This window comes from Paenibacillus sp. P2(2022) (assembly GCF_029522175.1).
GTDB classification, from domain to species: Bacteria; Bacillota; Bacilli; order Paenibacillales; family Paenibacillaceae; genus Paenibacillus; species Paenibacillus polymyxa.
This window is the reverse complement of the sequence record NZ_JAKWFI010000006.1, coordinates 232,408-258,125: the sequence shown is the minus strand read 5'-3', so window position 1 is coordinate 258,125 and position 25,718 is coordinate 232,408. Positions and strand designations below refer to the sequence as shown.

Sequence of the window (25,718 nt, the reverse complement as noted above, 5' to 3'; positions counted from 1 at the left end):
TTCTCTTCCCTTCTCTTATGAAGTGTAGTTCTGCACTTGGGCCGAACCTTTATTTAAAGTATACTCCTCATTGAAATGAAGGTCATCTAATGACCATAACCAACATGGAGGAAAACCGATATGATTCGTACTATTGTTGTTGATCCGCATGCCCCGTCTCATTTGGCCTTCAAGGAAGTTGACGCCCCGCAGCCTAAGCCATGGGAAGCGCTTGTGCAAGTGAAGGCCGTCTCACTCAACCGCGGTGAAGTGAGTGACGCTAAAAATCAGGAAATATCTAGCCGTCCTGGCTGGGATTTCGCCGGGATTGTCATCGAGCCGGCAGAGAACGGCGCAGGACCGCAAAAAGGGGCTAGGGTTGTTGGTTTGCTCCCGATGGGAGCCTGGAGCGAGCAAGTGGCTGCTCCCGTATCGTTGTTGGCCGAAATCCCAGACAAACTCACTTTTACGGAGGCGGCTACCCTCCCCGTAGCAGGGCTCACGGCTCTTTATGCACTTCGAAAAGGCGGCATGCTGCTTGGCAAACGGATTTTCATTACAGGCTCTAGCGGCGGAGTTGGGCTATTCGCCCATCAGCTTGCAGTCCAATCCGGCGCATACGTTGTAGGTACGGCAAGCACGGAAGAGAAGGCTGAGCTTGTTCGGGAGGTCGGATCCGACGAAGTGATCATTGGATATTCCGCAATTTCATCAGCCAGCAAATTTGGGCCGTACGATCTGATCATCGATTCAGTAGGCGGCAATGCACTGGCGGCGTTGCTGCCGCAGCTAGCGCCCCAAGGGATTTGCGTTGCGGTAGGATTTTCCTCTTCAAATACCGCAATGATCGATATGAAGAATATGGTGACCAGCGGAGGAAGAACCTTGTACAGCTTCTTTTTAGGTGAGGAACTCACTCGTCAATCAGCCGCGGACGATCTGAGTTTGCTGGCCCGGCTGGTCACAGATGACCGGTTAATCCCACGTATCCAAGTGGAGGCGCCTTGGACCGAAATTGACACCGTTGCCCGTAATCTTATGGAACGGAAATTCTCGGGCAAAGCCGTGCTTCACTTAGATTGATTATATAAGTTTGCAACTATAATCCCAGGAATCTAAAAACGAATCTGAAAAAGAAACGGCAGTAGTACACCCTTACTCGTTTTAGTGGGAGTACCGCTGCCTTTCAATGAACCCGGCTATTTGACCTTTATATTTCGTATAGTAATCCATCCAGCTTTAATAGCAACACAGTTATTCCTCTACCCTCAGTGGCACCGCTTTAAGAATGTTCATTTTCTCTCACTATTCTGCCAGTTGGCTTAATGAAGTGCTCACCAGTCTAATACTTTATTTTCTTCGGACAACAGGACAACATATTTATAAGGAATTAACGTTCATATTTTTAGAATTTTAATAAAAAATATAAATCACATATATTGGATTTTTGTACACAACTTTATTGTCCGAAGAGAAATGCTAAAAGATCAAAGGATTTTATGATTTTCTCGTTATTAAGGTCCGAATGAATTGTATCAATTGAGTCCACACAGTAGGGGAACGGCATTTGATTAGCAATACAGGGTAAATAATCGGTTGTAACATCAAAAACCTCTGCTAAAGATATTAAGTGATTAATTTCAGGCCGTGCTACATTTCGCTCCCAATTAGAAACAACCTGTTTAGTTACCCCGATTTTATTAGCAAGTTCCTCTTGTGTCCATTTATGGAGTAGTCTTAAATTTCTACATTGGTGTCCCAAAGTATTTATGAGTTCACCTCTATTGAGAATATCAAATAGGTTTTAACCCGACCCATATGCTTACTAATTTTGCCTACTTAATAGCCCATATTATAGCTTATTCATACCCTACGAGTAGCCTATGAATAGGCTACGAAGTAAAATATAGCTAAAAAATATTACTATGCTATTGTATAAAGCTGTGAGTTGTTATATTCTACATTTGTATTTTGAAGTAAACCTAAAATATATCTTAGGAGTAGATCTATAGCATCTATTCAACGGAAAATCAAAGAAGGAAGAGGTCAAGGCCACTTTTTGGAATATAAACCTTGGTTGACTGTACATGATGTACCTTCAATAGGGATAGTTACTCGAATTCTTGGTTGAAAAAGTGGTCGACTTCACCATTATCTGTCTAAACACTTTGAATTGACACATCATTACCAAATGGAGTGGTCAGAGCAAGTGATTGATATTCGCGAACAATTCCTTTATTACCCCTAGATAAAACCCTCTATATTGCACAAAAGTTAGGCATTAAACATCCAACTGACCCCAAGAATAAGCTTCCCATCATTATGAATACAGATATGTTACTTACAATAAAACAAGAAGAAAGTATAAAATTTATTGCATATTTTTTGCGAAAGTTACAAGAGAACAAGATGAATTATTTGGTTTACCAAGTGGGTACTGCATGCAAATCGTGAAATATTTAATAGCGAAGCGCTATTGGGTAGTGGATATGACTCATCTAATACAGCCTACTCTACAATCCATGATTATTTTAGAAAATGGCTTCCCATCGGGAGGTATCTCTTTTATCTGACGGAAGATACCTTGCGGGATTTTTCGCGGATTTTCCAGCAGAATATCTAGCTGACATCCAGTCACGTTTTCAGCTAGGCTTCCAGAAATTTGTTAGGTAATCATGTTAAGTTATCGCAAAGTGCAAGGATTCGGAGCACCGGCAGAGAATATCTACAGGGAAGATCTCCCAAATCGGCCGGCACCCCGTCTGAATGTCGACATTCGTCGAATTCCTCATTGATGGCAAACCATTCCCAGCGTTTCCTCTCCATTCGCTCTTTTTAGGCAAAATATTAACATCTTATGTTGGACAGACCAAATTTAACTGAAGTTTTACTATACATTCTTGGAAATTTTGATATAATTCTACATAGGTCAACTTTCCAATTATGATAGAAAATAGAATTTGATGGTTTTTATACCTATCCAAGCTGTGCGCGAGAGACCAGTCCACTGGCTACCCAGCAAGCCGGCATGCGGGGACCGACAATTGTGGAAAATGACAGCCGAGAGTATGTTGCTCCATGACGTCGGAAGGTTCAGAAAGGACAAATCCAACCTTATCCCAATTCCGATGGAGGATGAAGCGCGTGATCATTTTTGAAAAGCTGGAATTCTCCGCCAATCCAAGGGCTGTCCGGTTCATGCCATACGGAGCATTCTTTGAGCCTCATGCAGCACCATCGTCACATCTAATCGTCAGGAAAAGCTCACTACCCCGCAGCCGATCTTTACTTATCCACACCAGGCGGGGGAATACACAAATCGTACATAGAGTGTATCAATATCCCTTAAACATAGGCTTCGACAAAGGCAGCTCCGGTGCCGAATCCGGAGGTACGGCCGACTTCCTGCTGGCCAGCCGGAACCCTACAGCAAGCCTTACATCGATGGGAGGAACATCCCTTGTCCAACCCCCGAATCCAATTCCGAACCCATTGTTAAACCAAAGACCGTCTTCGGGCGGCTCGTCCGCAGCAAGCATAATGAAGCAGAGGAGCCGGAAGTAGCGCTTCTCTTGCGTAGAACGATGCTCTTTGTTGTCTTTCACGCATGGGAGCCGAGCAGCTGCTAGACAGAGGATTGCCGCATGCGATCAACCGGGCAAGCGAAGCGGTGACCTGGCGAAAGCCATTGACATTGTTGGCACATGTTTGAAAAGGCGGAGAGCGAGGCTGGAGCGTTGCTGCTGCATATGCTCCGCCGGATTGCTTTTACCGATGAAGAGAGGGGAACGATCCAGATGGCTTTTGAAAAAGAAACGTTGTTTTGGAACGAAAAATTCGGTAGCGACGATTATACCTTGACGCGGCTACCTTACAGCAAAGCTCCAAGCTCCCTGACGCCCATTATGACAACCGTCGGCGGGACGCTTTCGGAGGAAGTGGCGCAGCGCGTCCTTCAAATGAGCAAGGGCGCTCCGCTGGCCACTTTTATGATTTTGCTCGCAGGTGTTCAGTCACTCTTGTATAAATATACAGGCGCTTCTGACATTCTGGTCGGCATGCCGGTTGTACGGAAACCGAAGGAGACGCGCCGATCCGTTAATCATACGATCATTTTGAAAAACTCGCTTTCGGCGGGTGCGACTTTTAAAACGCTTCTGAGCGAGCTGAGGACTTCCTTGCCGGAAGCGATTCAGCATCAACATATTCCGTTCTTGAAAATGACGGAGAAGCTGGATCTGCAATATGCAGACGGGATACCCGTCGTCCATACGCTAGTATCCCTTAAGGAGCTGCACCTGGACGAAATTGGGCAAAACGTGGTCACGGATTGTTCCTTTGAATTCAGCTTAACGGGCGGGACGATACAGATAGCGTTGTCATATAACGAGCACTTATATGACTCCGAGTTCATGACTCGGGTCGTTGGCCATCTGAATCGCCTGTTGTCCGTGGGGCTTCACGAGTTGGAGCTGGAGATCGTGCGGGCGGACATGCTATCGGAGGAAGAGAAATTTCAATTGTTGCAAAGCTTTAACGATACCGAGAAGGACTATCCCCGTGATCGGACGATTCATCAACTCGTGGAGGAGCAGGCGAAGCGGGTGCCCGAAGCGACGGCGGTTGTCTTTGAGGGTCGGCGGCTTTCGTACGCGGAGTTGAACGAACGGGCGAACCGGCTGGCGCGGACGCTGCGATCGGTCGGTGTGCTGCCCAATCAGCTGGTAGGCTTGATGGCCAGGAGATCACTGGAGACGGTCGTTGGCATTCTGGCGGTTCTGAAAGCTGGCGGTGCCTACGTGCCGATCGACCCGGAATACCCGGAAGAACGCATCCGCTACATTCTGGAGAACTCGAACGCGCAGCTGCTGCTGACTCAAAGGGAGCTGCTGCAGCAGGTGCCGTTCGAAGGAACCGTGTTGGCGCTGGATGACGAGCAGGCCTACAACGACAATGGCTCGAACTTGGAGCCGGCCAGCGGTCCGAATGATCTGGCTTATGTCATCTATACGTCAGGTACAACGGGCAAACCCAAAGGGGTCATGCTGGAGCATCGCGGTTTGGTCAGCTTGAAGCTGATGTTCGCGGACAGGCTGGGCATCACGGAGCATGACCGGATCGTTCAATTCGCCAGCCTGTCGTTCGACGCGTCCTGCTGGGAAATGTTCAAAGCGCTCTATTTTGGCGCGGCTTTGTACATCCCGACGGCCGAGACGATTCTCGACACCCGCTTGTTCGAGAGTTATATGAACGAGCATGCGATTACGGCGGCGATTTTGCCTCCAACGTACAGCGCTTATTTGAACCCGGACCGCCTTCCCAGCTTAACGAAGCTCGTAACGGGAGGCTCTGCGGTATCGGCTGAATTCGTGCAGCAGTGGAAACCGAAGGTCCACTATTTCAATGCTTACGGCCCTACCGAAGCTTCGATTGTTACGACGCTTTGGGATGCGGATGAGGAGCAGTCGGAGCGCAGAGTTATTCCGATCGGGCGCCCGCTGGCCAATCACCAGATTTTTATTTTGGATGCCCACCTGCAGCTTGTGCCTCCGGGAGTGGACGGCGAGCTGTGCGTGGCAGGCGTGGGGCTTGCGAGAGGTTACCTGAACCATCCGGAGCTGACGGCAGAGAAGTTCGTGGAACATCCGTTTGCGCCGGGAGAACGCCTTTACCGGACGGGAGATCTCGCCCGCTGGCTGTCGGACGGAAATATTGAGTACTTGGGCCGGATCGATCATCAGGTGAAAATCCGTGGATTCCGGATCGAGATCGGCGAGATTGAAGAGCAGCTTCTGAAGATCGACTCCGTGCAGGAGACGATCGTAATCGCGCGGGAAGGCAAAAGTGGACAAGAACTGTGCGCTTACCTGGTCGCGGGCCACCCGCTTACGCTCGGCGAGTTGAGAAGCGCGCTGGCGCAAAAATTGCCGAATTACATGATTCCGGCGCATTTTGTTCAGCTTCCGCGGATGCCGCTCACGCCGAACGACAAAATCGACCGCAAGGCTTTGCCCGTCCCGGAAGGAAACGCACTGACCGGCGGCGCGTACGTAGCTCCCCGCAATGAAGCCGAGCGGACGCTTGCCGATGTGTGGCAGGCGGTATTGAACGCCGATCGCGTTGGGGTAACGGATCATTTCTTCGAGCTGGGCGGAGACTCGATCAAGTCCATTCAAGTATCTTCGCGGCTTCATCAAGCTGGGTACAAGCTGGAAATCCGGGATTTGTTCAAATATCCGACTATCTCACAGCTCAGCCTGCATGTGAAACCGATCGGACGTACCATCGATCAAGGCGAAATAACGGGTGAAACGGCGCTGACGCCGATTCAGCATTGGTTTTTCGAGAGCTCCTTTGCGGACCCGCATCATTTCAACCAGTCGGTGATACTGTACCGGAAGGAACGCTTCGACGAAGAGACGGTGCGTCAGGTGCTGCAAAAGCTGGCCGAGCATCATGACGCCTTGCGGATGGTGTTCCGCAAAACGGAACAAGGGTTTAGCGCGCGGAACCGTGCGATTCAAGAAGGCGGGCTGTTCACGCTGGACGTGTTCGACTTCAAGGATGCAGAGAATACCGCGCAGGCTGTGGAAGCGAAGGCAACGGACATTCAAGCGGGCATCGATCTGGAGAACGGGCCCCTCGTGAAGGCAGGACTGTTCCGATGCGCGGACGGCGATCATTTGCTGCTCGCGGTTCATCATGCCGTGGTGGACGGCGTGTCTTGGCGTATTTTGATGGAGGATTTCGCCCTGGGTTACGAGCAGGCCGGCAAAAGTGAGGAAATTCGTTTCCCGGCGAAAACGGATGCGTACCGCACTTGGTCCGAGCAGTTGGCCGCTTACGTGCAAAGCCCGGAGATGGCGAAGGAACGGGCCTATTGGCAGGCCGTGGAACAAATTGCGGTTCCGGCCGTGCCGAAGGATCTGGAGGCGGACGTTACGACGCAGCAGGACAGCGAATCGCTGTTCGTCTGTTTGACTCCCGAAGAAACGGAACTGCTGCTGAAGCGGGTTCACCGGGCCTACAACACCGAAATGAACGATATTTTGGTAACGGCGCTCGGCATAGCCATTCGCAAGTGGACGGGACACGAACGGGTGCGGATCAATCTCGAAGGACACGGACGCGAATCGATCGGAACGGATATCGACATCACGCGCACAGTCGGCTGGTTTACGACCAAGTTTCCGGTCGTCTTGGAGCCGGAAACCGACCGGGATTTGGCCTATCAGATTAAACAGGTTAAGGAAAGCTTGCGCCGCATTCCGAACAAAGGGCTTGGGTACGGCGTATGCCGCTATCTCTCCAAATCGGAGGATGGCTTTGTTTGGGGTGCAGAGCCGGAAATTAATTTTAACTACCTCGGCCAGTTCGACGATGATGTCAACCAGGACGAGATCGGCATATCTTCTTATTCCAGCGGCAGCCCGGCCAGCGACCGGCAGGCCCGCAGCTTTGTGCTGGATATCAACGGCATGGTGCTGGACGGCGCTTTATCGCTCGATCTCAGCTACAGCCGGAAGCAGTATCGCAAGGAAACGATGGAAGCCTTCGCTCAGCGGCTTGAGCAAAGTCTCCGAGAGCTCATTACCCACTGCGCAGGCAAAGAAAACACCGAATTGACGCCGAGCGACGTGCAATTTAAAGGCTTGACCATCGCAGAATTGGAGCAAATCGCTCAGCGCTCAGACCATCTCGAGGAAATCGAAAATATTTACTCGCTTACGCCGATGCAGAAGGGCATGTGGTTCCACAGCGCGCTTGACCGGCAGACGGCCGCTTACTTCGAGCAAACGCGGTTTACGATGCGGGGAGCACTCGACGTCCAGCTTTTCGAGAGGAGCTGGATGGAGCTTGCGAAACGTCACCTGGTGCTGCGGGCAAATTTTGTGAAAGGACCGGCGGGCGAGCCGCTGCAAATCATATACCGCGACAAGCCGGTCGGCTTTGAATATGAAGAGCTGCTCCATTTGCAGGCGGACGAGAAACAAGCGTATTTGGATAAAAAGGCCGAGGATGACAAGCTTCGCGGCTTCGACCTGGAACATGACGCGCTCGTTCGGGTTACGATCCTGCGCACCGAAGAGCAAAGCTATCATGTGCTGTGGAGTTTCCAGCATATTTTGATGGACGGCTGGTGCCTGCCGCAGCTGACGCAGGAGCTGTTTGAGACGTATTCGGCCTTGGCATCCGACAAGCAGCCAGCGGGAGATAAGGGATCGGATTATGGCGCTTATATCGAATGGTTGGAGAAACAGGACGATCAGGCGGCATCCGGCTATTGGACGGCATTCCTGGCAGGTTATGAAGGGCAAACCGTACTCCCAGGACAAAAGGAACCGGCGCCAAACGGCAGATTTACGGCTGATCACGTCACCGCCGAGCTCGGCAAGGACTTGAGCGAGCGAATGGACCGGGTGGCGAAACAGCGCCTGGTTACGGTCAATACGCTGCTGCAAGCCGCTTGGGGCGTGATGCTGCAAAAATATAACGGGACAAACGATGCCGTATTCGGCAGCGTCGTAGCCGGAAGACCGGCGGAAATCCCGGGCATCGAGTCCATGATCGGGCTGTTCATCAATACGGTGCCGGTCCGCGTCACGAGCGAAGCGGACACCGTGTTCGCCGACCTGATGGTGAAGCTCCAAGAGCGGGCGCTGGAGTCTGGGCGTTATGATTACTATCCGCTGTATGAAATTCAAGCCCGCAGCGTGCAAAAGCAGAACCTGATCAACCATATCATCGCTTTCGAGAACTATCCGGTGGACGAGCAGATGGAGCAGGCGGGCGACCAGCAGCACGGCGACCTGACGATCGCTGACGTTCAGATGGAGGAGCAGACGAACTATAACTTCAACGTGACCGTGGTGCCGGGAGACGAGATCGAAATTCGGTTCGACTTTAACGCAGAGGTGTTCGATAAAGACAGCATCGAGCGGCTCAAGGGGCATCTGGTCCATCTGCTGGAGCAGGTGACGGATAACCCGGAAATTACAGTAGGCGAGCTGGAACTTGTGACGGAGGCGGAAAAGGCCGACCTTCTCGGACGTTTTAACGACACTACCACGGAATTTCCGCGCGGGAAGACGCTCATTCAATTGTTCGAAGAGCAGGCGGAGCGCATCCCGGATGCAGCTGCCATCTCCTTGAATGAGCAAGAGCTGACCTACCGCGAGCTGAACGAACGCGTCAATCGCCTTGCCCGTACCTTGCGTAGCCACGGGATATCCAAAGGCCGTCTGGTCGCCATTATGGCTGAGCGTTCCATCGAAATGGTGGTGGGTATGCTGGCGGCACACAAAGCCGGAGCGGCTTACGTACCGATTGACCCGGAATATCCCGAGGAGCGTATCCGTTTCTTGATCGAGGATTCGGGAGCGCAGGTCATGCTGACGCAAAGCCGCTTGCGCGAGCGCCTAGCGGGTTCGGACTCCGTGATCTTACTGGATGACGAGTCCTTCTATCACGAGGACGGCACAAATCTTAATCCGGGCACCGAAGCGACAGATCTGGCCTGCGTCATCTATACGTCAGGTACAACGGGCAAGCCGAAAGGCAACCTTGTTTCGCACCGCAACATCGTGCGGATCGTGCGAAATACGAATTATATCGACATCACCGAGCGGGATCATGTCCTCCAGCTTTCAAGCTATTCGTTCGACGGAGCGATTTTCGATATTTTCGGCGCTTTGACCAATGGGGCGCGGCTGGTGCTGGTTCCCCGCGAGACTTTGCTGGAAATCGGCCGGCTGGCGGATCTCATCCAGCACGAGCGCATCTCGGTCATGCTGATTACGACGGCTTACTTCAACGTCCTTGTAGATGTGAACGTCGACTGCCTGCGGGATGTCCGGGCGATTTTGTTTGGAGGAGAGCGCGTGTCGGTCGGCCATGTGCGTCGAGCGCTCGCCCATATCGGACCGGGCAGGCTTAACCACCTGTACGGCCCGTCGGAAAGCACGGTTTATACCACGTACCTTCCGGTCGACTTTGTCGATGAGTCGGCGGTTACCGTACCCATCGGACGGCCGATCAGCAATACGACGGTGTATATCGTCGACAGCCGGAATAAGCTTCTGCCGATCGGCGTGGCTGGAGAGCTTTGCGTCGGCGGAGAAGGTTTGGTACGGGGCTACAACAACCGGCCGGAGTTGACGGCGGAGAAATTTGTCGACAATCCGTTTGTACCGGGAGAGCGCATGTACCGAACGGGGGATTTGGCCAAATGGCTGCCGGACGGCACGATCGAATACGTGGGACGGACGGACGACCAAGTGAAAATCCGCGGCTTCCGTATTGAACTGGGCGAGATCGAAGCTCAGCTTCAGAAAGTGGAGGGAATTCGGAAAACGACGGTATTCGCGAGGGAAAACGCCTTCGGCGAGAAGCAGCTTTGCGCCTATTATGAAGCGGACCGCGAGCTTCCAGCGGCCGAGTTGAAGAACGTGATTTCCCAGGAACTGCCGGCCTACATGATCCCGGCGTACCTGATCCAGTTGGAGCGGCTCCCGCTGACGGCGAACGGCAAGGTCGACCGCCGATCCCTTCCGACGCCGGAGGAGAGCTTGCAGCCGGGCGAAGGACGTACTCCGCCTCGGACTCCGCTGGAAGCCAGCTTGGCCGGAATTTGGAAAAGCGTACTCGGATTGGAGCACATCGGCGTTCATGACAACTTCTTCGACCTGGGCGGCCATTCCCTGCGGGCGACGACACTGGTGAGCAAGGTGCATCAGGAGCTGAACGTCGAGCTGCCTCTGCGCGACGTATTCCGCTACTCGACGATCGAAGAGATGGCTCTCGCCATCACCCGGATCGGAGAGCAGTCATTCTCGTCGATTCCGCTGGCAGGCGTAAGAGAATATTATCCGCTTTCCTCAGCTCAGAAGCGGCTGTTTATCCTGAATCAGCTAGAAGGGTCCGATCAGAGCTACAACATGCCGGGCGTGCTGCTGCTGGAAGGATCGATTGACCGGAGCCTGCTGGAGAAGGCTTTCCGCGGACTGATCGTACGGCACGAAACGCTACGAACCGGCTTTGAGATCGTACAAGGCGAAGCAGTACAGCGCATTTACGAGAGCGTCGACTTTGCCGTCGAGTACCGTCATGCGAGCGAGGAAGAAGCGCCTGAAGTCGTGCAGGCCTTCATCCGACCTTTCGACTTGGCGAAGCCTCCGCTGCTGCGGGTGGAGCTCGTAGAGCTCGCAACCGAACGTTATTTGCTGATGTTCGACATGCACCATATCGTCTCCGACGGGGTTTCGATGGACGTGTTAGTCGAGGAACTCGTTCGTCTGTACGGTGGCGAGTCATTAGAGCCTTTGCGCATTCAATACAAGGACTATGCGGTATGGCAGCAGTCGGACGAGCAAAAAGCGCAGTTGAAACGCGAGGAAGCTTACTGGCTGGACCGTTACCGGGGTGAACTGCCGGTTCTGGAAATGCCGACGGACTATCCGCGTCCTGCCGTGCAGAGCTTTGAGGGACAAACGCTGACGTCCTTCGTGGACGAGGCAACGAACGAAGGCTTGAAGCAACTGGCCGCTCAAAGAGGAACGACGCTGTATATGGTGCTGCTTGCGGCATATACCGTGCTTTTGCATAAATACACAGGTCAGGACGATTTGATCGTCGGAACGTCGATTGCGGGCAGAACGCACGGAGACACGCAGCCTTTGATCGGAATGTTCGTCAATACGCTGGCGCTCCGCAATTATCCGGCTTCGGAGAAGACCTTCCTGTCGTATCTGGAAGAAGTGAAAGAAACGACCTTAGGTGCTTACGAGCATCAGAATTATCCGTTCGAAGAGCTCGTCGATAAAGTGCAGGTCAGCCGGGATTTGAGCCGCAATCCGCTGTTTGACACGATGTTCTCCCTGCAAAACTTGGAGGATAAAGAGTTTGAGCTGGAAGGGCTGAAATTGTCCCCGTACCCTAGCGAATACGGTACGGCCAAGTTCGACCTGAGTGTGGATGTTACGGAAGAAAACGGCGGCCTGGAGTGCAGCTTTGAATTCGCAACGGCTCTTTATAAAGAAAGCACGATCCGGCGGTTGTCGACTCATTTCGGACATTTGCTTGCGGCGATCGTAAGCTGTCCGGATGCGAAGATTGCCGAGCTGAACTTGCTGACGGCAGAGGAAAAAGAACAAATTCTCGGCGCGTTTAACCCGGCGCAGCCGGAAGTGGCTCCTGCGGCCGCGTTCCACCGGCTGTTTGAGGAACAGGCGGAGCGCACGCCGGAAGAGACGGCCGTCGTGTACGAGAACGACCGGCTGACGTATGCGAAGCTGAACGAGCGGGCGAACCGCTTGGCGGCCACGCTGCGCGCAAGCGGCATCGGCCGGGAGACGATCGTCGGCATTCTCGCCGAGCGTTCGGTGGACTTGCTGGTGGCCGTGCTGGCCGTCTGGAAAGCAGGCGGGGCGTATGTGCCGCTTGACCCGGATTACCCGGCGGAGCGCGTGCGGTTCATGCTCGAAGACAGCGGAGCGAAGGTGCTGCTGACGCAAACGGCGCTGCGAGAGCGTGCCGAAGCCTGGCTCGGCGAAGAGGAGCTGGCGCTAGCGGCGGTGCTGTACCTGGACGACGAAGCGTCGTACAGCGAGGAGCGGGCGAATGCGCCGATTGTCTCCGGCATTTCCAGCAAGCTGACGGATGCTGTGGACGACGGTGATGAGAGCCCTCAGAATGTTGGCACCGACAGCTTCCATGAAGCCCGTCCGGAGGATCTGGCTTACGTAATCTACACGTCGGGAACGACGGGCAAGCCGAAGGGCGTGATGATCGAACACCGCAGCCTGGTGAACACGGCGGCGGGCTACCGGCGGGAATACCGGTTGGATCAGTTCCCAGTGCGGCTGCTGCAGCTCGCAAGCTTCTCGTTCGACGTGTTCGTGGGAGATATCGCGCGGACGCTGTACAACGGAGGCACGATGGTGATTGTGCCGAAGGACGACCGGATCGATCCGTCTCGTCTGCACCACTGGATTGAGCGGGAGCGGGTCACCATCTTCGAATCGACGCCAGCGCTGATCGTGCCGTTCATGGAGTACGTGCACGAGCAGCGGCTGGATATGAGCGGGATGGAGCTGTTGATCACGAGCTCGGACAGCTGCAGCGTGGGGGATTACCGGACCTTGAAGGAACGCTTCGGCTCGTTGTTCCGGATCATCAACGCATACGGCGTGACGGAAGCGGCGATCGACTCCAGCTTCTACGACGAGGAGCTAGCGAAGCTGCCGCAGACAGGCCATGTGCCGATCGGCAAAGCATGGCTGAACGCCAAGTTCTACATCGTGGACGTGCATCTGAACCCGGTGCCGGTCGGGGTGCTGGGCGAGCTGGTTATCGGCGGAGTCGGAGTGGCGCGCGGGTACTTGAACCGTCCGGAGTTGACGGAAGAGAAGTTCGTAGACAGCCCGTTCGCCGCGGGCGAGCGGTTGTACCGCACGGGAGACTTGGCGCGGTGGATGGAAGACGGCAACGTGGACTTCATCGGCCGGATCGACAACCAGGCGAAAATCCGGGGGTACCGGATCGAGACGGGCGAGATCGAGTCGCAGCTGCTGCGGGTGGAAGGCGTACGCGAAGCGGTGGTGCTGGTTCGAAGTGACGCGAACGGGCAGAAGGCGCTATGCGCGTATTACACGCCGGATACCGGAGCGGAGCTGGCAGTAAACGATCTGCGCAGCGCGCTGGCGCAGGAGTTGCCGGGGTACATGATCCCGTCGTACTTCGTGGAGCTGGAGCGCCTGCCTCTGACGCCGAACGGAAAGATTGACCGGAAGGCGCTGCCAGCGCCGGAAGGGGAAGCGGGAAGCGGAACGGAGTACGTCGCACCGCGCAATGAGCTGGAAACAAAGCTGGCGGCGATTTGGCAGGAGGTGCTGGGGCTTGCGAAGGAGATTGGCGTTCACGACAATTTCTTCGACATCGGCGGCCACTCCCTGCGGGCGACGACGCTGGTCAGCAAGATTCATAAAGAGTTGAACGTGGATCTGCCGCTGCGCGACGTGTTCCGCCATTCCACCATCGAGAGCATGGCGGCCGCCATTTCCCGGCTGGATGAGCAGACATTCGTTTCCATTCCGGTGGCGGATGACCGAGAGGTGTACCCGCAATCTTTTGCTCAAAAACGTCTCTTTATCCTGAATCAACTGGAAGGCGCGGAGCTTAGCTACAACATGCCGGAAGCGATGCTGCTGGAGGGTGCTTTGGACCGGGCAAGGTTCGAAGAAGCGTTCCGTAAGCTCGTGACGCGGCATGAAACGCTGCGCACCGGGTTCGAAATGGTGGATGGCGAAGCATCGCAGCGGATTTATCAGGACGTGAATGTTGCCGTGGAGTTTTATCGAGCGGATAAGCAAGAGGCCGAAGAGACGGTTCGTCGTTTCGTCCGTCCGTTTGACTTGGCGAAGCCTCCGCTGCTGAGGGTAGGCCTTGTCGAGCTGGCTCCGGAACGCCATATTCTAATGTACGACATGCATCATATTATTTCCGACGGCGTATCGATGGAAATCTTTGTTGAAGAATTCGTCCGCTTGTACGGCGGCGAGCAATTGGAGCCTCTGCGCATTCAGTACAAAGACTACACCGTTTGGCAGCATTCGCAGGAGCAGAAGGAACGGCTTCAGCGCCAGGAGGCATACTGGCTGGACATGTTCCAAGGCGAGCTTCCGGTGCTGGAAATGCCGACCGACTATCCGCGTCCGGCCGTGCAGAGCTACGAAGGCCAAACGCTGGAGTTTTTCTTCGACGCTTCGAAAACCGACGGCCTGAAGCAGCTGGCCTCGGAAACGGGCACGACGCTGTTTATGGTGCTGCTTGCGGCGTATAACGTCCTTTTGCATAAATATTCAGGTCAGGAAGACGTGATCGTCGGTACACCGATTGCTGGAAGGAATCATGGAGATGTACAGCCGTTGATCGGGATTTTCTTAAACACGCTGGCTATCCGCAGTTATCCGGCTTCGGAGAAGACATTCCTGTCATACCTGAACGAAGTCAAAGAAACGACCCTCCACGCCTTCGAGCATCAAAACTATCCGTTCGAAGAATTGGTGGACAAGGTGCAAGTCACCCGTGATTTAAGCCGCAATCCGCTCTTCGACACGCTGTTTACGATGCAGAATACGGAGAACGAGGAATTTGAGCTGGAAGGGCTTCGCCTGATTCCTTATCCGAGCGCACTGGATACCGCGAAGTTTGATATCAGCTTGGATGTGGGCGAGGAGAACGGCGGCTTGGATTACAGCTTCGAATATGCGACGGCTCTCTACAAAAGGGAGACGATCGAACGGCTGGCGAAACATTACGAACAGCTGCTCGTAACGATCGTAAGCCGTCCGGATGCGAAGATCGCCGAGCTGAACTTGCTGACGGCAGAGGAAAAAGAACAAATTCTCGGCGCGTTTAACCCGGCGCAGCCGGAAGTGGCTCCTGCGGCCGCGTTCCATCGGCTGTTCGAAGAACAAGCGGAGCGCACGCCGGAAGAGACGGCCGTTGTGTACGAGAACGACCGGCTGACGTATGCGGAGCTGAACGAGCGGGCAAACCGCTTGGCGACCACGGTGCGCGCAAGCGGCATCGGCCGGGAGACGATCGTCGGCATTCTCGCCGAGCGTTCGGTGGACTTGCTGGTGGCCGTGCTGGCCGTCTGGAAAGCGGGCGGGGCGTATGTGCCGCTCGACCCGGATTACCCGGCGGAGCGCGTGCGGTTCATGCTTGAAGACAGCGGAGCGAAGGTGCTGCTGACGCAAACGGCGCTGCGAGAGCGTGCCGAAGCCTGGCTCGGCGAAGAGGAGCTGGCGCTAGCGGCGGTGCTGTACCTGGACGACGAAGCGTCGTACAGCGAGGAGCGGGCGAATGCGCCGATGGTCTCCGGCAAGCTGACGGATGCTGTGGACGACGGCGATGAGAGCCCTCAGAATGTTGGCACCAACAGCTTCCATGAAGCCCGTCCGGAGGATCTGGCGTACGTGATCTACACGTCGGGAACGACGGGCAAGCCAAAGGGCGTGATGATCGAGCACCGCAGCCTGGTGAACACGGCGGCGGGCTACTGGCGGGAATACCAGTTGGATCAGTTTCCGGTTCGGCTGCTGCAGCTCGCAAGCTTCTCGTTTGACGTGTTCGTGGGAGATATCGCGCGGACGCTGTACAACGGAGGCACGATGGTGATTGTGCCGAAGGACGACCGGATTGATCCGTCTCGTCTGCACCACTGGATTGAGCAGGAGCGGGTCACCATCTTCGAATCGACGCCGGCGCTGATTGTGCCGTTCCTGGAGTACGTGCACGAGCAGCAACTGGATATGAGCCGGATGGAGCTGTTGATCACGAGCTCGGACAACTGCAGCGTGGGGGATTACCGGACCTTGCAGGAGCGCTTCGGCTCGTTGTTCCGGATCATCAACGCATACGGCGTGACGGAAGCGGCGATCGACTCCAGTTTCTACGACGAGGAGCTAGCGAAGCTGCCGCAGACAGGCAATGTGCCGATCGGCAAAGCGTGGCTGAATGCGAAATTCTACATCGTGGATGCGCATCTGAATCCGGTGCCGGTCGGGGTGTTGGGCGAGCTGGTCATCGGCGGAGTCGGAGTGGCGCGCGGGTACTTGAACCGTCCGGAGTTGACGGAAGAGAAGTTCGTAGACAGCCCGTTCGCCGCGGGCGAGCGGTTGTACCGCACGGGAGACTTGGCGCGGTGGATGGAAGACGGCAACGTGGACTTCATCGGCCGGATCGACAACCAGGCGAAAATCCGGGGGTACCGGATTGAGACGGGCGAGATCGAGTCGCAGCTGCTGCGGGTGAAAGGCGTGCGCGAAGCGGTGGTGCTGGTTCGAAGTGACGCGAACGGGCAGAAGGCGCTATGCGCGTATTACACGCTGGATACCGGAGCGGAGCTGGCGGTGAACGATTTGCGCAGCGCGCTGGCGCAGGAGCTGCCGGGGTACATGATCCCGTCGTACTTCGTGGAGCTGGAGCGCCTGCCTCTGACGCCGAACGGAAAGATTGACCGGAAGGCGCTGCCGGCGCCGGAAGGGGAAGCGGGAAGCGGAACGGAGTACGTCGCACCGCGCAATGAGCTGGAAACGAAGCTGGCGGCGATTTGGCAAGAGGTGCTGGGGCTTGCGAAGGAGATTGGCGTTCACGACAACTTCTTCGACATCGGCGGCCACTCCCTGCGGGCGACGACGCTGGCGGGCAAGGTATTTAAGGAATTAAACGTCAACCTGCCGCTGCGCGACGTATTCCGTCACTCGACGATTGCGGCGATGGCTGAGGCGATCGCCCGGATGGAACGGCGGGAGCATGAGGCCATTCCTCAAGCGGAGGAGAGAGAGTACTACCCTCTGTCCTCCGCGCAGAAACGGCTGTTCATTCAGCACACGCTGGATGGAGCGGATCAGCTTTACAACATGCCGGAGCTGGTGCAGGTGGAAGGCGAGTTTGATTTAGACCGGTTGGAAGCCGCCTTGCGGAAATTGATAACACGGCATGAATCGCTGCGCACCGGTTTTGAAATCGTGAAGGGCGAAGTGGTTCAGCGGATTTACCCGCAGGTCGGTTTTGCTATCGAGCATCATCAAGCGGATAAAGAGGATGCGGCTCAAATCGAGCAGATCGTCCGCAGCTTCATTCGACCGTTTGATCTCGGCAAGCCGCCGCTGCTGCGCGCCGGGGTCATCGAGCTGGAGCCGAACCTGCATATTCTCCTTTTCGACATGCACCATATGGTGTCTGACGGCGTATCGATGGCGATTGTGATCGATGAGTTCTCAAGTTTCTACGCCGGGGAAGAACTGCCGCCACTGCGCATTCAATACAAGGATTATGCCGTTTGGCAGCAGTCGAAGGCCCACCGAGAGCGGATCGGGCGGCAGGAAGCGTACTGGCTGCAAACCTTCGAAGGCGAGCTGCCGACGGCGGACCTGCCGATCGACTACGAACGGTCCGCGGCTCGCAGCTACGAAGGCGCGCATCTGGAGTTCAACGTCGAAGCTTCTCTCTCTGCGCGGCTGCGCGAATTGGCGGCCGAGCGTGAAAGCACACTGTTCATGGTGCTGCTTGCGGCTTATACCGTGCTGCTGTCCAAGTACAGCGGGCAGGAGGACTTGATCGTGGGCACCCCGGTGGCGGGAAGAACGAACGCCGATTTGGAACCGGTCATCGGGATGTTTGTCAATACGCTGGCGATCCGCAATCGTCCTTCGGGCGACAAGACGTTCTTGTCCTACCTGGAAGAAGTGAAGGAAACGGCTTTGGGTGCTTTCGAGAACCAGGATTATCCATTCGAGGAGCTCGTGGAGCGTTTGAATGTGAAGCGGGAGCCGGGCCGCTTCCCGCTGTTCGATGCCGTTTTCGACTTGCAAAATATCGAAGAACGAGACGCCGAGCTGGAAGGGGTCAGCCTGAAGACTTACGAGCTTGACCATTTAGAAGAAGCGAAGTTCGATCTGACACTGTTTATGTATGAAAACAACGGGGCGCTGAGTGGGGGCTTCTTCTACGCCACCAAGCTGTTCAAAGAAGCGATGATCCGCACCTTGACCGAGGATTACCTGCGGGTACTGTCTCAAATTGCGAAAAATCCACAACTCGAGCTAAGCCGGATTGAATGCCATAAACCGGCGGCAGGCGCAAAGAGTGCCGTCGATACGATCGAATTCGCGTTCTAATCCTACAAGCGCGCCTCCGCCGTCAAACGAAAGCGGCGCGCATCCCAAGGAAGACGGCGAACAACGTCCAAGCCCGTAAACGCGCAGGCCGAAAGCAAGCTTTTTCGGACCTGCGCCGGGGCATGCGGTCACTTCATTTTTAGGGGAGGTACGAATGAAATCTTTGTTTGAAAAGGAAGAACGGTACTGGAGCGGCAAGTTTGACGCCGATGACAGCCTGAGCTTCCTTCCCTACAGTCAATCCTCCAAATTATCGGCCGACGGGGAAGCTGCGGCCGAGCCGGGTTTGCTTCACCGTACTCTGCCGAGCGAAATCTCGGAGAGAATCATTTGCCTTGCCAACGGTTCGGATTTGGCTTTGTACATGATTGTTTTAGCAGGAGTAAAAAGCCTGCTGTTCAAATATACCGGGCGGGACCAAGTGCTGGTCGGGATGCCTTCTTATAGCGCAGACCCCGACGGGACTCCGCCGCCGCATGACATCTTGGTGATCAAGACGTCCGTAAGCCGCGAGACTACGCTTAGAACGCTGCTCGGGGGCATCAAAGCCTCCATCGGCGAGGCGCTGGAGCATCAGCACCTGCCTTTTCGGAAAATGGTGGAGCCGCTCCATCTGGACTATACGGGGGACGGTCTCCCGGTCGTCAACACCGTCGCATCCTTCGCCCCGATTCATCCGGAACCGCTGGGTAACCGGGTGGCGGCCGATACGGTTTTTCGCTTCGACCGCCAAAACCACTCCATCGAGCTGGAAATAAGCTTTGACGGGCAGCGGTACGAGCGGGCATTTGTAGAACAGGCGGCCGACCATCTTGTTCGGCTGCTGTCCGTGCTTTTATTTCAGCCGGATCTGGAGCTTGGACAAGCCGATGTGCTGTCCCCAGACGAGAGGGAGACGCTGCTGAAGCGATTTAATGACACCGAAACCGGGTTCGAGCGGGGGAAAACGATTTACGGCTTGTTCGAAGAACAGGCGGAGCTTTACCCGGACAACGTGGCCGCCGTCATGAACGAGCGGCAGCTGACCTACCGCGAGCTGAACGAGCGATCCAACCGCCTTGCGCGGAAGCTGCGGGAGACGGGAGTAGAAGCGGACCAGCTGGTAGCGATTCTGGCCGAACGCTCGCTCGATATGGTCGTCGGCATTCTGGCGATTCTCAAAGCGGGCGGAGCATACGTGCCTGTCGATCCCGACTACCCGGAGGAGCGCATCCGCTTCATGATCGAGGATTCGGGTGCGCCGTTATTGCTGATTCAAAAGCATCTGCACGAGAAGACCGACTTCGCAGGAACGCGCCTCGAATTGGACGATTTCGTTTGGGGCGACAGAGGGGCGGACTCCGAAGGTGCGCTGGACGCTTCGAACCTAGAGCCGATTTCCGGGCCGCTCAACCTGGCTTATGTCATCTACACGTCGGGAACGACCGGCAGACCGAAAGGAACGCTGATTGAGCATAAGAACGTCGTGCGCCTCCTGTTCAACGACAAGAATCTGTTCGACTTCGGGCCGTCCGACACGTGGACGCTGTTCCACTCGTTCTGCTTCGATTTCTCCGTCTGGGAAATGTACGGAGCGCTGCTGAACGGAGGCAAGCTGGTCATCGTACCGCCGCTCACAGCGAAAAATCCAGCCGATTTCCTGGCGCTGCTGGGCCGCGAACAGGTCACGATTTTGAACCAGACGCCAACGTACTTCTACCAGCTGCTGCGTAAGGTCTTGGCGGACCATCCGTACGATCTGCGGATTCGCAACGTCATCTTCGGGGGCGAAGCGCTGAGTCCGCTGCTGCTCAAGGGCTTCAAGACGAAGTACCCGGAGACGAAGCTGATCAATATGTACGGCATTACCGAGACGACGGTTCACGTTACATATAAGGAAATCACGTGGGTCGAAATGGAGGCGGCGAAAAGCAATATCGGCAAGCCGATCCCGACGCTGAGGGTGTACGTCCTTGATGAAAGCCGCCGCCCTGTGCCGATCGGTGTAGCGGGCGAAATGTACGTGGCCGGGGAAGGCCTTGCGAGAGGATACCTGAACCGTCCGGATCTGACGGCGGAGAAGTTCGTCGATTCCCCGTTTGCGGAGGGGGAGAAACTGTACCGCTCGGGCGACTTGGCGGCTTGGCTGCCGGACGGCAACATCGAATACCTGGGCCGGATCGATCATCAGGTGAAAATCCGCGGGTACCGGATCGAGCTGGACGAAATCGAGACGCAGTTGCTGAAGATCGCCGCCGTGCAAGAAGCCAAGGTGCTCGACCGCGACGACGCGAACGGCCAAAAGCAGCTTGTCGCTTACTACGTTGCGGAAACGAGGCTGGCGGTGCATGAACTCAAGGAGGAGCTCGCCAAGCAGCTTCCCGGGTATATGATTCCTTCGCACCTCGTGCAGCTTTCGCGGATGCCGCTGACGCCGAATGGGAAAATCGACCGCAAAGCGCTGCCCGCGCCGGAGGAAGCCGCGGCCCGAGGAACGGAATATGTCGCGCCGAGAACGCTGCTCGAAATGAAGATCGCCCGCGTCTGGCAGGATACGCTTGGCGTTCCGCAGGTCGGCGTAAAGGATAACTTTTTTGAGTTGGGTGGCAATTCGTTAAGTCTGATGAGGCTCGTTCAAGCCGTTTACGATGAAACGGGCATCGAGATACCGCTGAACCGCCAATTCCACAATGTAACAGTTGAAGCCATGGCTTTCGGAGAGGGGGATCTGGGCCTGGATAAAGGGGGAGACTCCTTCATTAAGCTGAATAAAGTAGGAAATCTGAACGTGTTCTGCTTCCCTCCGGGCAGCGGCTTCGGCATCGGTTACCGAGAGCTCGCAAGCAGGCTCGACGGTCGGTCCGTGCTCTACGGCATTGATTTTATCGACGATGCCGTCGATTACGAGGCCATGCTGAACCGTTATGTGGACGAGATCGTCCGCATCCAGCCGGAAGGACCTTACGTGCTGCTCGGCTACTGCTTCGGAGGAAACCTGACGTTCGAGGTAGCCAAAACGATGGAGAAAAGAGGGTATTCCGTAACAGACGTGCTTATGGTGGACTCGTGGATTAAGCACACGCTGACGCCTTCCGAAACGTCGGAGAAAGAGCTTGAAGAAACGCTTGCCGATTTCGACGAAGAAGAGAAGGAATTAATGAGCAACCCGCTCGTGCGGGAGCGGGTTCATCGGAAGGTCAAAGCGACCTTGGCGTACGAAGCGCAGCTCATTAATTCCGGCACGATCCCGGCCAGGATTTACGAACTGATTGCGAAGGACAGCGAAGCGTTCCGCCTGGAGCACCAATTGCCTTCCTGGCGGGGGGCAACGACGCAAGCTTACGCCGATTACCGGCTGGAGGGTGCGCACGAGGAATTGCTGGAACTCGCGCGCGTGGACGAAACGGCCGTCGTCATCCGGGACATCTTAGAGCAAGTCAAGCGGCAGATCGAAGCGGAGGCCGGGGTACTGCATGGAAGCTGACCGACAGCCGTCTGTTCAAGAACAAGGCACAGCGGCGCCTTTCAAGCGCCAAACCGCTTACGCCGCCTGGAAAGCGTTCCGCTGGCTGATGTCCTATGTAAGCCGTCACAAAGGCTGGATGATCGTCGGTGTCTTGTCCGCGATTGCCGCCGCCGTTATTGAGATATGGACGGGAAGTTTGATCGAGCAGCTGACCACCCAGGCCGAGAAGGGGGCGGGGCCAATCGTTCTGCAAATCGTGTACGCGGTCTTTGTGGTCATCTTGATCGGTGTGCCGGCGAAGTTTTTCATGAGCTTCGGCGTGGAGCGAAGCAGCGCCTCTGCGGTGCAGGATATCCGCAACCATGTCATGCGTCATATCGGTAAACTCCCGGTCTCCTATTTAGAAAAGCAGCACTCCGGCGACGTATTGTCGCGGATCAACAACGACCTGCAGCTCATCCAGCAGTTTATGATTCGGGACCTCGCCCAGTGGTTTTATCATCCGCTGTTGTTCATCGGCTGTTTCGCTTATTTGCTCTACCTCCAATGGGAGCTGATGCTGTACAGCCTGCTGTTATTTCCCGTAGCGCTGCTGGTTTCCCAATGGATCGGCAAGCAGTTGGAGCGGTTGACGGAGGAAGCCCAGGCGAACATGGGCCGAATGAACGTCAACCTCCAGGATACGCTTGGGGGCATGCCTATTGTAAAAAGCTACCTGCTATCCGGCATGTTATCTCGCTCCTACCAAGTGCTGCTGCAATTGACGGCCCAAAAAAAGCTGGCCGTGAAAAAGCGGGAAGCCTGGGTCAACCCGCTGCTTTCCACGTTGATGATCAGCCCGATCATTTTCGCCGTCAGTTACGGAAGCTATTTGATCTACAAAGGGCAGCTAGGAGCGGGAGAGCTGATCGCCTTCCTGTACTTGCTGAATCTGTGTCTGGAACCGCTGGAGCATATTCCCGAGCTCATCACGCGGACGTTCGAAATGACCGGTGCCCTGAGAAGGGTCTCCGAAATCGTCGAGCAGCCGACCGAAATGGAAAATGGTCGTTCGCTTCCGAAAGCGAGCGCCGCCCCCATCGAGTTTCAGAACGTAACCTTCGGGTATGAGGAGAGCTCCCCGATCCTGCGGAATGTTAGCTTCTCGGTGCCGGAAGGGAAGACGATCGCGCTTGTCGGAGCGAGCGGCGGAGGGAAGAGCACGGTATTTAAGCTTGTATGCGGCTTTTATCCGCTTGCGGAGGACCAGGGCGAGATCCGCGTGTTCGGCAGCCTGATCCACGGCGCCGATCCGGAGCAGCTTCGGTCGCATTTTTCCGTGGTAACCCAGGATTCATATTTGTTTAGCGGCACGATCGCTGAAAATATCGGCTACGGGCGGGAAGTAGCGTCGATGGACGAGATTATCGAAGCCGCCAAAGCCGCTCAGGCGCATTCCTTCATTATGCAGCTTCCCGACGGCTACCAGACGTATGTCGGAGAGCGCGGAGGCTTTTTGTCCGGCGGGCAGCGCCAGCGCATTGCAATGGCCCGGGCTTTTCTGAAGGATGCTCCCGTTCTGCTACTGGACGAGCCAACGTCGGCTCTTGATCCGGAGTCGGAAAGCGCGGTTCAGGAAGCGCTGGGCGTATTGATGAAGCAGAGAACGACGATGATTATTGCCCACCGGCTTTCTACAGTACAAAACGCCGACGAAATTTGGGTCATGGAACAGGGGAGTATTGTTGAAAAGGGCACTCATGAACAATTGCTGAAGATGAAGGGACTGTACGCCCAGTCGTACTATCAGGAATTTACCGAGTCTGCCGAACGCAGGGAGGTGGCGTACACATGAAAAAGGGCGGATGGCTCTCGCAAGTGAAAGAACTAAGCTACTTGCTGATGTTTATGAACCGCAAGCGCAAAACCCAGTACGCCATTGGCCTGGCAGTGACGGCGCTCACCCAGACATTGTTCCTGATCGCCTTCAGCTTGGTCGTACATAACTTGGTTGATTTCGCCGTGTCCCGAGATACGTCCCTGATAGTGGAAGCCTTTATTATTTTGGGCGCGGCCTTGTTCCTGGAAAATGTGATTTCTCCCTGGTTCATTTACTTATACCAGCGTAGTGTCGAGCTGACTGTGCTGAATATCCGCGAACGTCTTTATGAAAAGCTGTGCCGGGTGCGGCCGAGATTCCTGGAGCAGACGCACCATGGGGACTTGCTGTCGCGGGTGAACAATGACGTAACGACCGTTGAGTTTACATTCTCGCAGGTTTACTTTGTTTTGCTGCTTCAAGTTGTCTTTTGCATCGGCTCCATTGTCTCCATGGTGTTGATCGATTGGCGGTTTGCCGGTGTATCCTTCGTCATTCTGCTGCTGTCCTCCGTGGTCAGCCTGAAATTTGCGCGGGATATTCGCGCCTTGTCCGAACAAGGCTTGCAAACGCTCGGTAAAATGACCGAAAAATTCAAAGATTTTATGGGCGGCATTCAAATTGTGAAGCTGTTCCGCATCCGCACGATTTACGGCCAGTACGAGGCGTTGAACGAACAAATGACGCAGACGCTTCGGCAAACCGCGCAGAAGAACGGCATGCAGGCTGCGGTGAATCATTTTATCAGCTACGTCACGTTCTGCGGCATCATCGTCATCGGCAGTCTTCTTTATGCCTACGGACTGATGGGAATGGGAAGCGTCGCCGCCCTGGCGGTTCTGCAAGTGAATCTGACGCACGCCTTGTTGAACTTGGGGACGGTTCTGTCGATGACCCAAAATTCGCTCGCGGGCGCTCACCGGATTCAAGAAGTACTAAGAGAGGAAGAGGAACCGGAGCGTTTGGGATCTCCTCACAGCGAGCTCGTGTCGGAGGCTGCGGTGGAGTTTCGCGATGTGGAATTTTCCTATCAGGCGGATAAAAAGGTGCTTGTCGACATCTCCATGCAGGTGTTTCCCGGACAGGTCGCCGCTATCGTGGGGGCCAGCGGCAGCGGCAAAAGTACGCTGATCAAGCTGCTGCTCGGCTTTTATCCTGTGGACAGCGGAGAAATCCTGATCCAAGGCAAACCGTTCGGCCATTACACGCTGGACGAAATCCGCAGGCAGATTGCATACGTTCCGCAGGAGCCGTTCTTGTTTACCGGCACAATTGAGGAAAACATCCGCTACGGCAACCTGGATGCAACGGATGAAGAAGTGATCGAAGCGGCCAAAGCGGCGTACGCTCATCATTTCATTCAGGAACTTCCTGAACAGTATAAAACGCCGGTGGGAGAGAGAGGAGCGTCGTTGTCGGGCGGACAAAGGCAGCGAATTGCGATCGCACGGGCGATTCTCAAAAATGCCCCGATTCTGCTGCTGGACGAAGCGACTTCCGCGCTGGATAACGAATCCCAGCATTGGGTACAGCAGGCCCTGAACGTATTGATGAAAGGGCGCACCACCATCCTGATCGCCCACCGTCTCAGCACCGTGGAACATGCGGATTTGATTACCGTCATGAACCAAGGGACGGTCGTCGAGCGGGGCTGCCATCAGGACCTGATTGCGCTCGGAGGTTATTACGCCCGGCTGTACGGCTAGACCCGCTTTACGGCGGGCGGCTTCTTGCTCGCGAATGCGACAGA

The 25,718-nt window shown here is 55.3% G+C and carries 7 protein-coding genes; 6 read left to right on the top strand and 1 reads right to left on the bottom strand.

Features of this window, described 5'->3' with window-relative positions; genetic code table 11:
• Positions 1 to 120: 120 nt before the first annotated feature.
• Positions 121 to 1,062: a zinc-binding dehydrogenase gene (locus tag MMB75_RS19680; protein WP_045245422.1), complete on the top strand. Its 942-nt coding sequence runs from the start codon at positions 121 to 123 to the stop codon at positions 1,060 to 1,062.
• A 376-nt stretch (positions 1,063 to 1,438) separates the two neighbouring features.
• Here MMB75_RS19680 and MMB75_RS19675 read toward each other — a convergent pair whose 3' ends face one another.
• Entirely contained in the window at positions 1,439 to 1,741 is a 303-nt protein-coding gene (locus MMB75_RS19675; protein WP_052679254.1) for a helix-turn-helix domain-containing protein, read from the bottom strand.
• Between the two features lie 1,373 nt (positions 1,742 to 3,114).
• Here MMB75_RS19675 and MMB75_RS19665 point away from each other — a divergent pair.
• From MMB75_RS19665 to MMB75_RS19645, 5 genes are all read left to right on the top strand, one after another.
• Positions 3,115 to 3,543, top strand: coding sequence for a hypothetical protein (locus tag MMB75_RS19665; RefSeq protein ID WP_123797684.1), 429 nt, complete (start codon positions 3,115 to 3,117; stop codon positions 3,541 to 3,543).
• A gap of 140 nt (positions 3,544 to 3,683) precedes the next feature.
• Positions 3,684 to 18,665: a non-ribosomal peptide synthetase gene (locus tag MMB75_RS19660; protein WP_103042597.1), complete on the top strand. Its 14,982-nt coding sequence runs from the start codon at positions 3,684 to 3,686 to the stop codon at positions 18,663 to 18,665.
• Positions 18,666 to 18,819: 154 nt separating this feature from the next.
• Positions 18,820 to 22,128, top strand: coding sequence for a non-ribosomal peptide synthetase (locus tag MMB75_RS19655; RefSeq protein WP_103042596.1), 3,309 nt, complete (start codon positions 18,820 to 18,822; stop codon positions 22,126 to 22,128).
• On the top strand, positions 22,118 to 23,944 hold the full coding sequence (locus MMB75_RS19650; RefSeq protein WP_045245424.1) for an ABC transporter ATP-binding protein: 1,827 nt from the start codon (positions 22,118 to 22,120) through the stop codon (positions 23,942 to 23,944). The genes MMB75_RS19655 and MMB75_RS19650 overlap by 11 nt, the downstream gene beginning before the upstream one ends.
• Positions 23,941 to 25,674 (top strand): ABC transporter ATP-binding protein, encoded by a 1,734-nt coding sequence (locus MMB75_RS19645; protein WP_277509964.1) that lies wholly within the window; start codon positions 23,941 to 23,943, stop codon positions 25,672 to 25,674. The genes MMB75_RS19650 and MMB75_RS19645 overlap by 4 nt, the downstream gene beginning before the upstream one ends.
• Positions 25,675 to 25,718 lie beyond the last annotated feature (44 nt).

Excerpts from the sequence above, each read along its gene's own strand:
- MMB75_RS19680 (WP_045245422.1), top strand. The coding sequence starts at position 121 with ATGATTCGTACTATTGTTGTTGATCCGCATGCCCCGTCTCATTTGGCC.
- MMB75_RS19665 (WP_123797684.1), top strand. The coding sequence starts at position 3,115 with ATGAAGCGCGTGATCATTTTTGAAAAGCTGGAATTCTCCGCCAATCCA.
- MMB75_RS19660 (WP_103042597.1), top strand. The coding sequence starts at position 3,684 with ATGTTTGAAAAGGCGGAGAGCGAGGCTGGAGCGTTGCTGCTGCATATG.
- MMB75_RS19655 (WP_103042596.1), top strand. The coding sequence starts at position 18,820 with ATGAAATCTTTGTTTGAAAAGGAAGAACGGTACTGGAGCGGCAAGTTT.
- MMB75_RS19650 (WP_045245424.1), top strand. The coding sequence starts at position 22,118 with ATGGAAGCTGACCGACAGCCGTCTGTTCAAGAACAAGGCACAGCGGCG.
- MMB75_RS19645 (WP_277509964.1), top strand. The coding sequence starts at position 23,941 with ATGAAAAAGGGCGGATGGCTCTCGCAAGTGAAAGAACTAAGCTACTTG.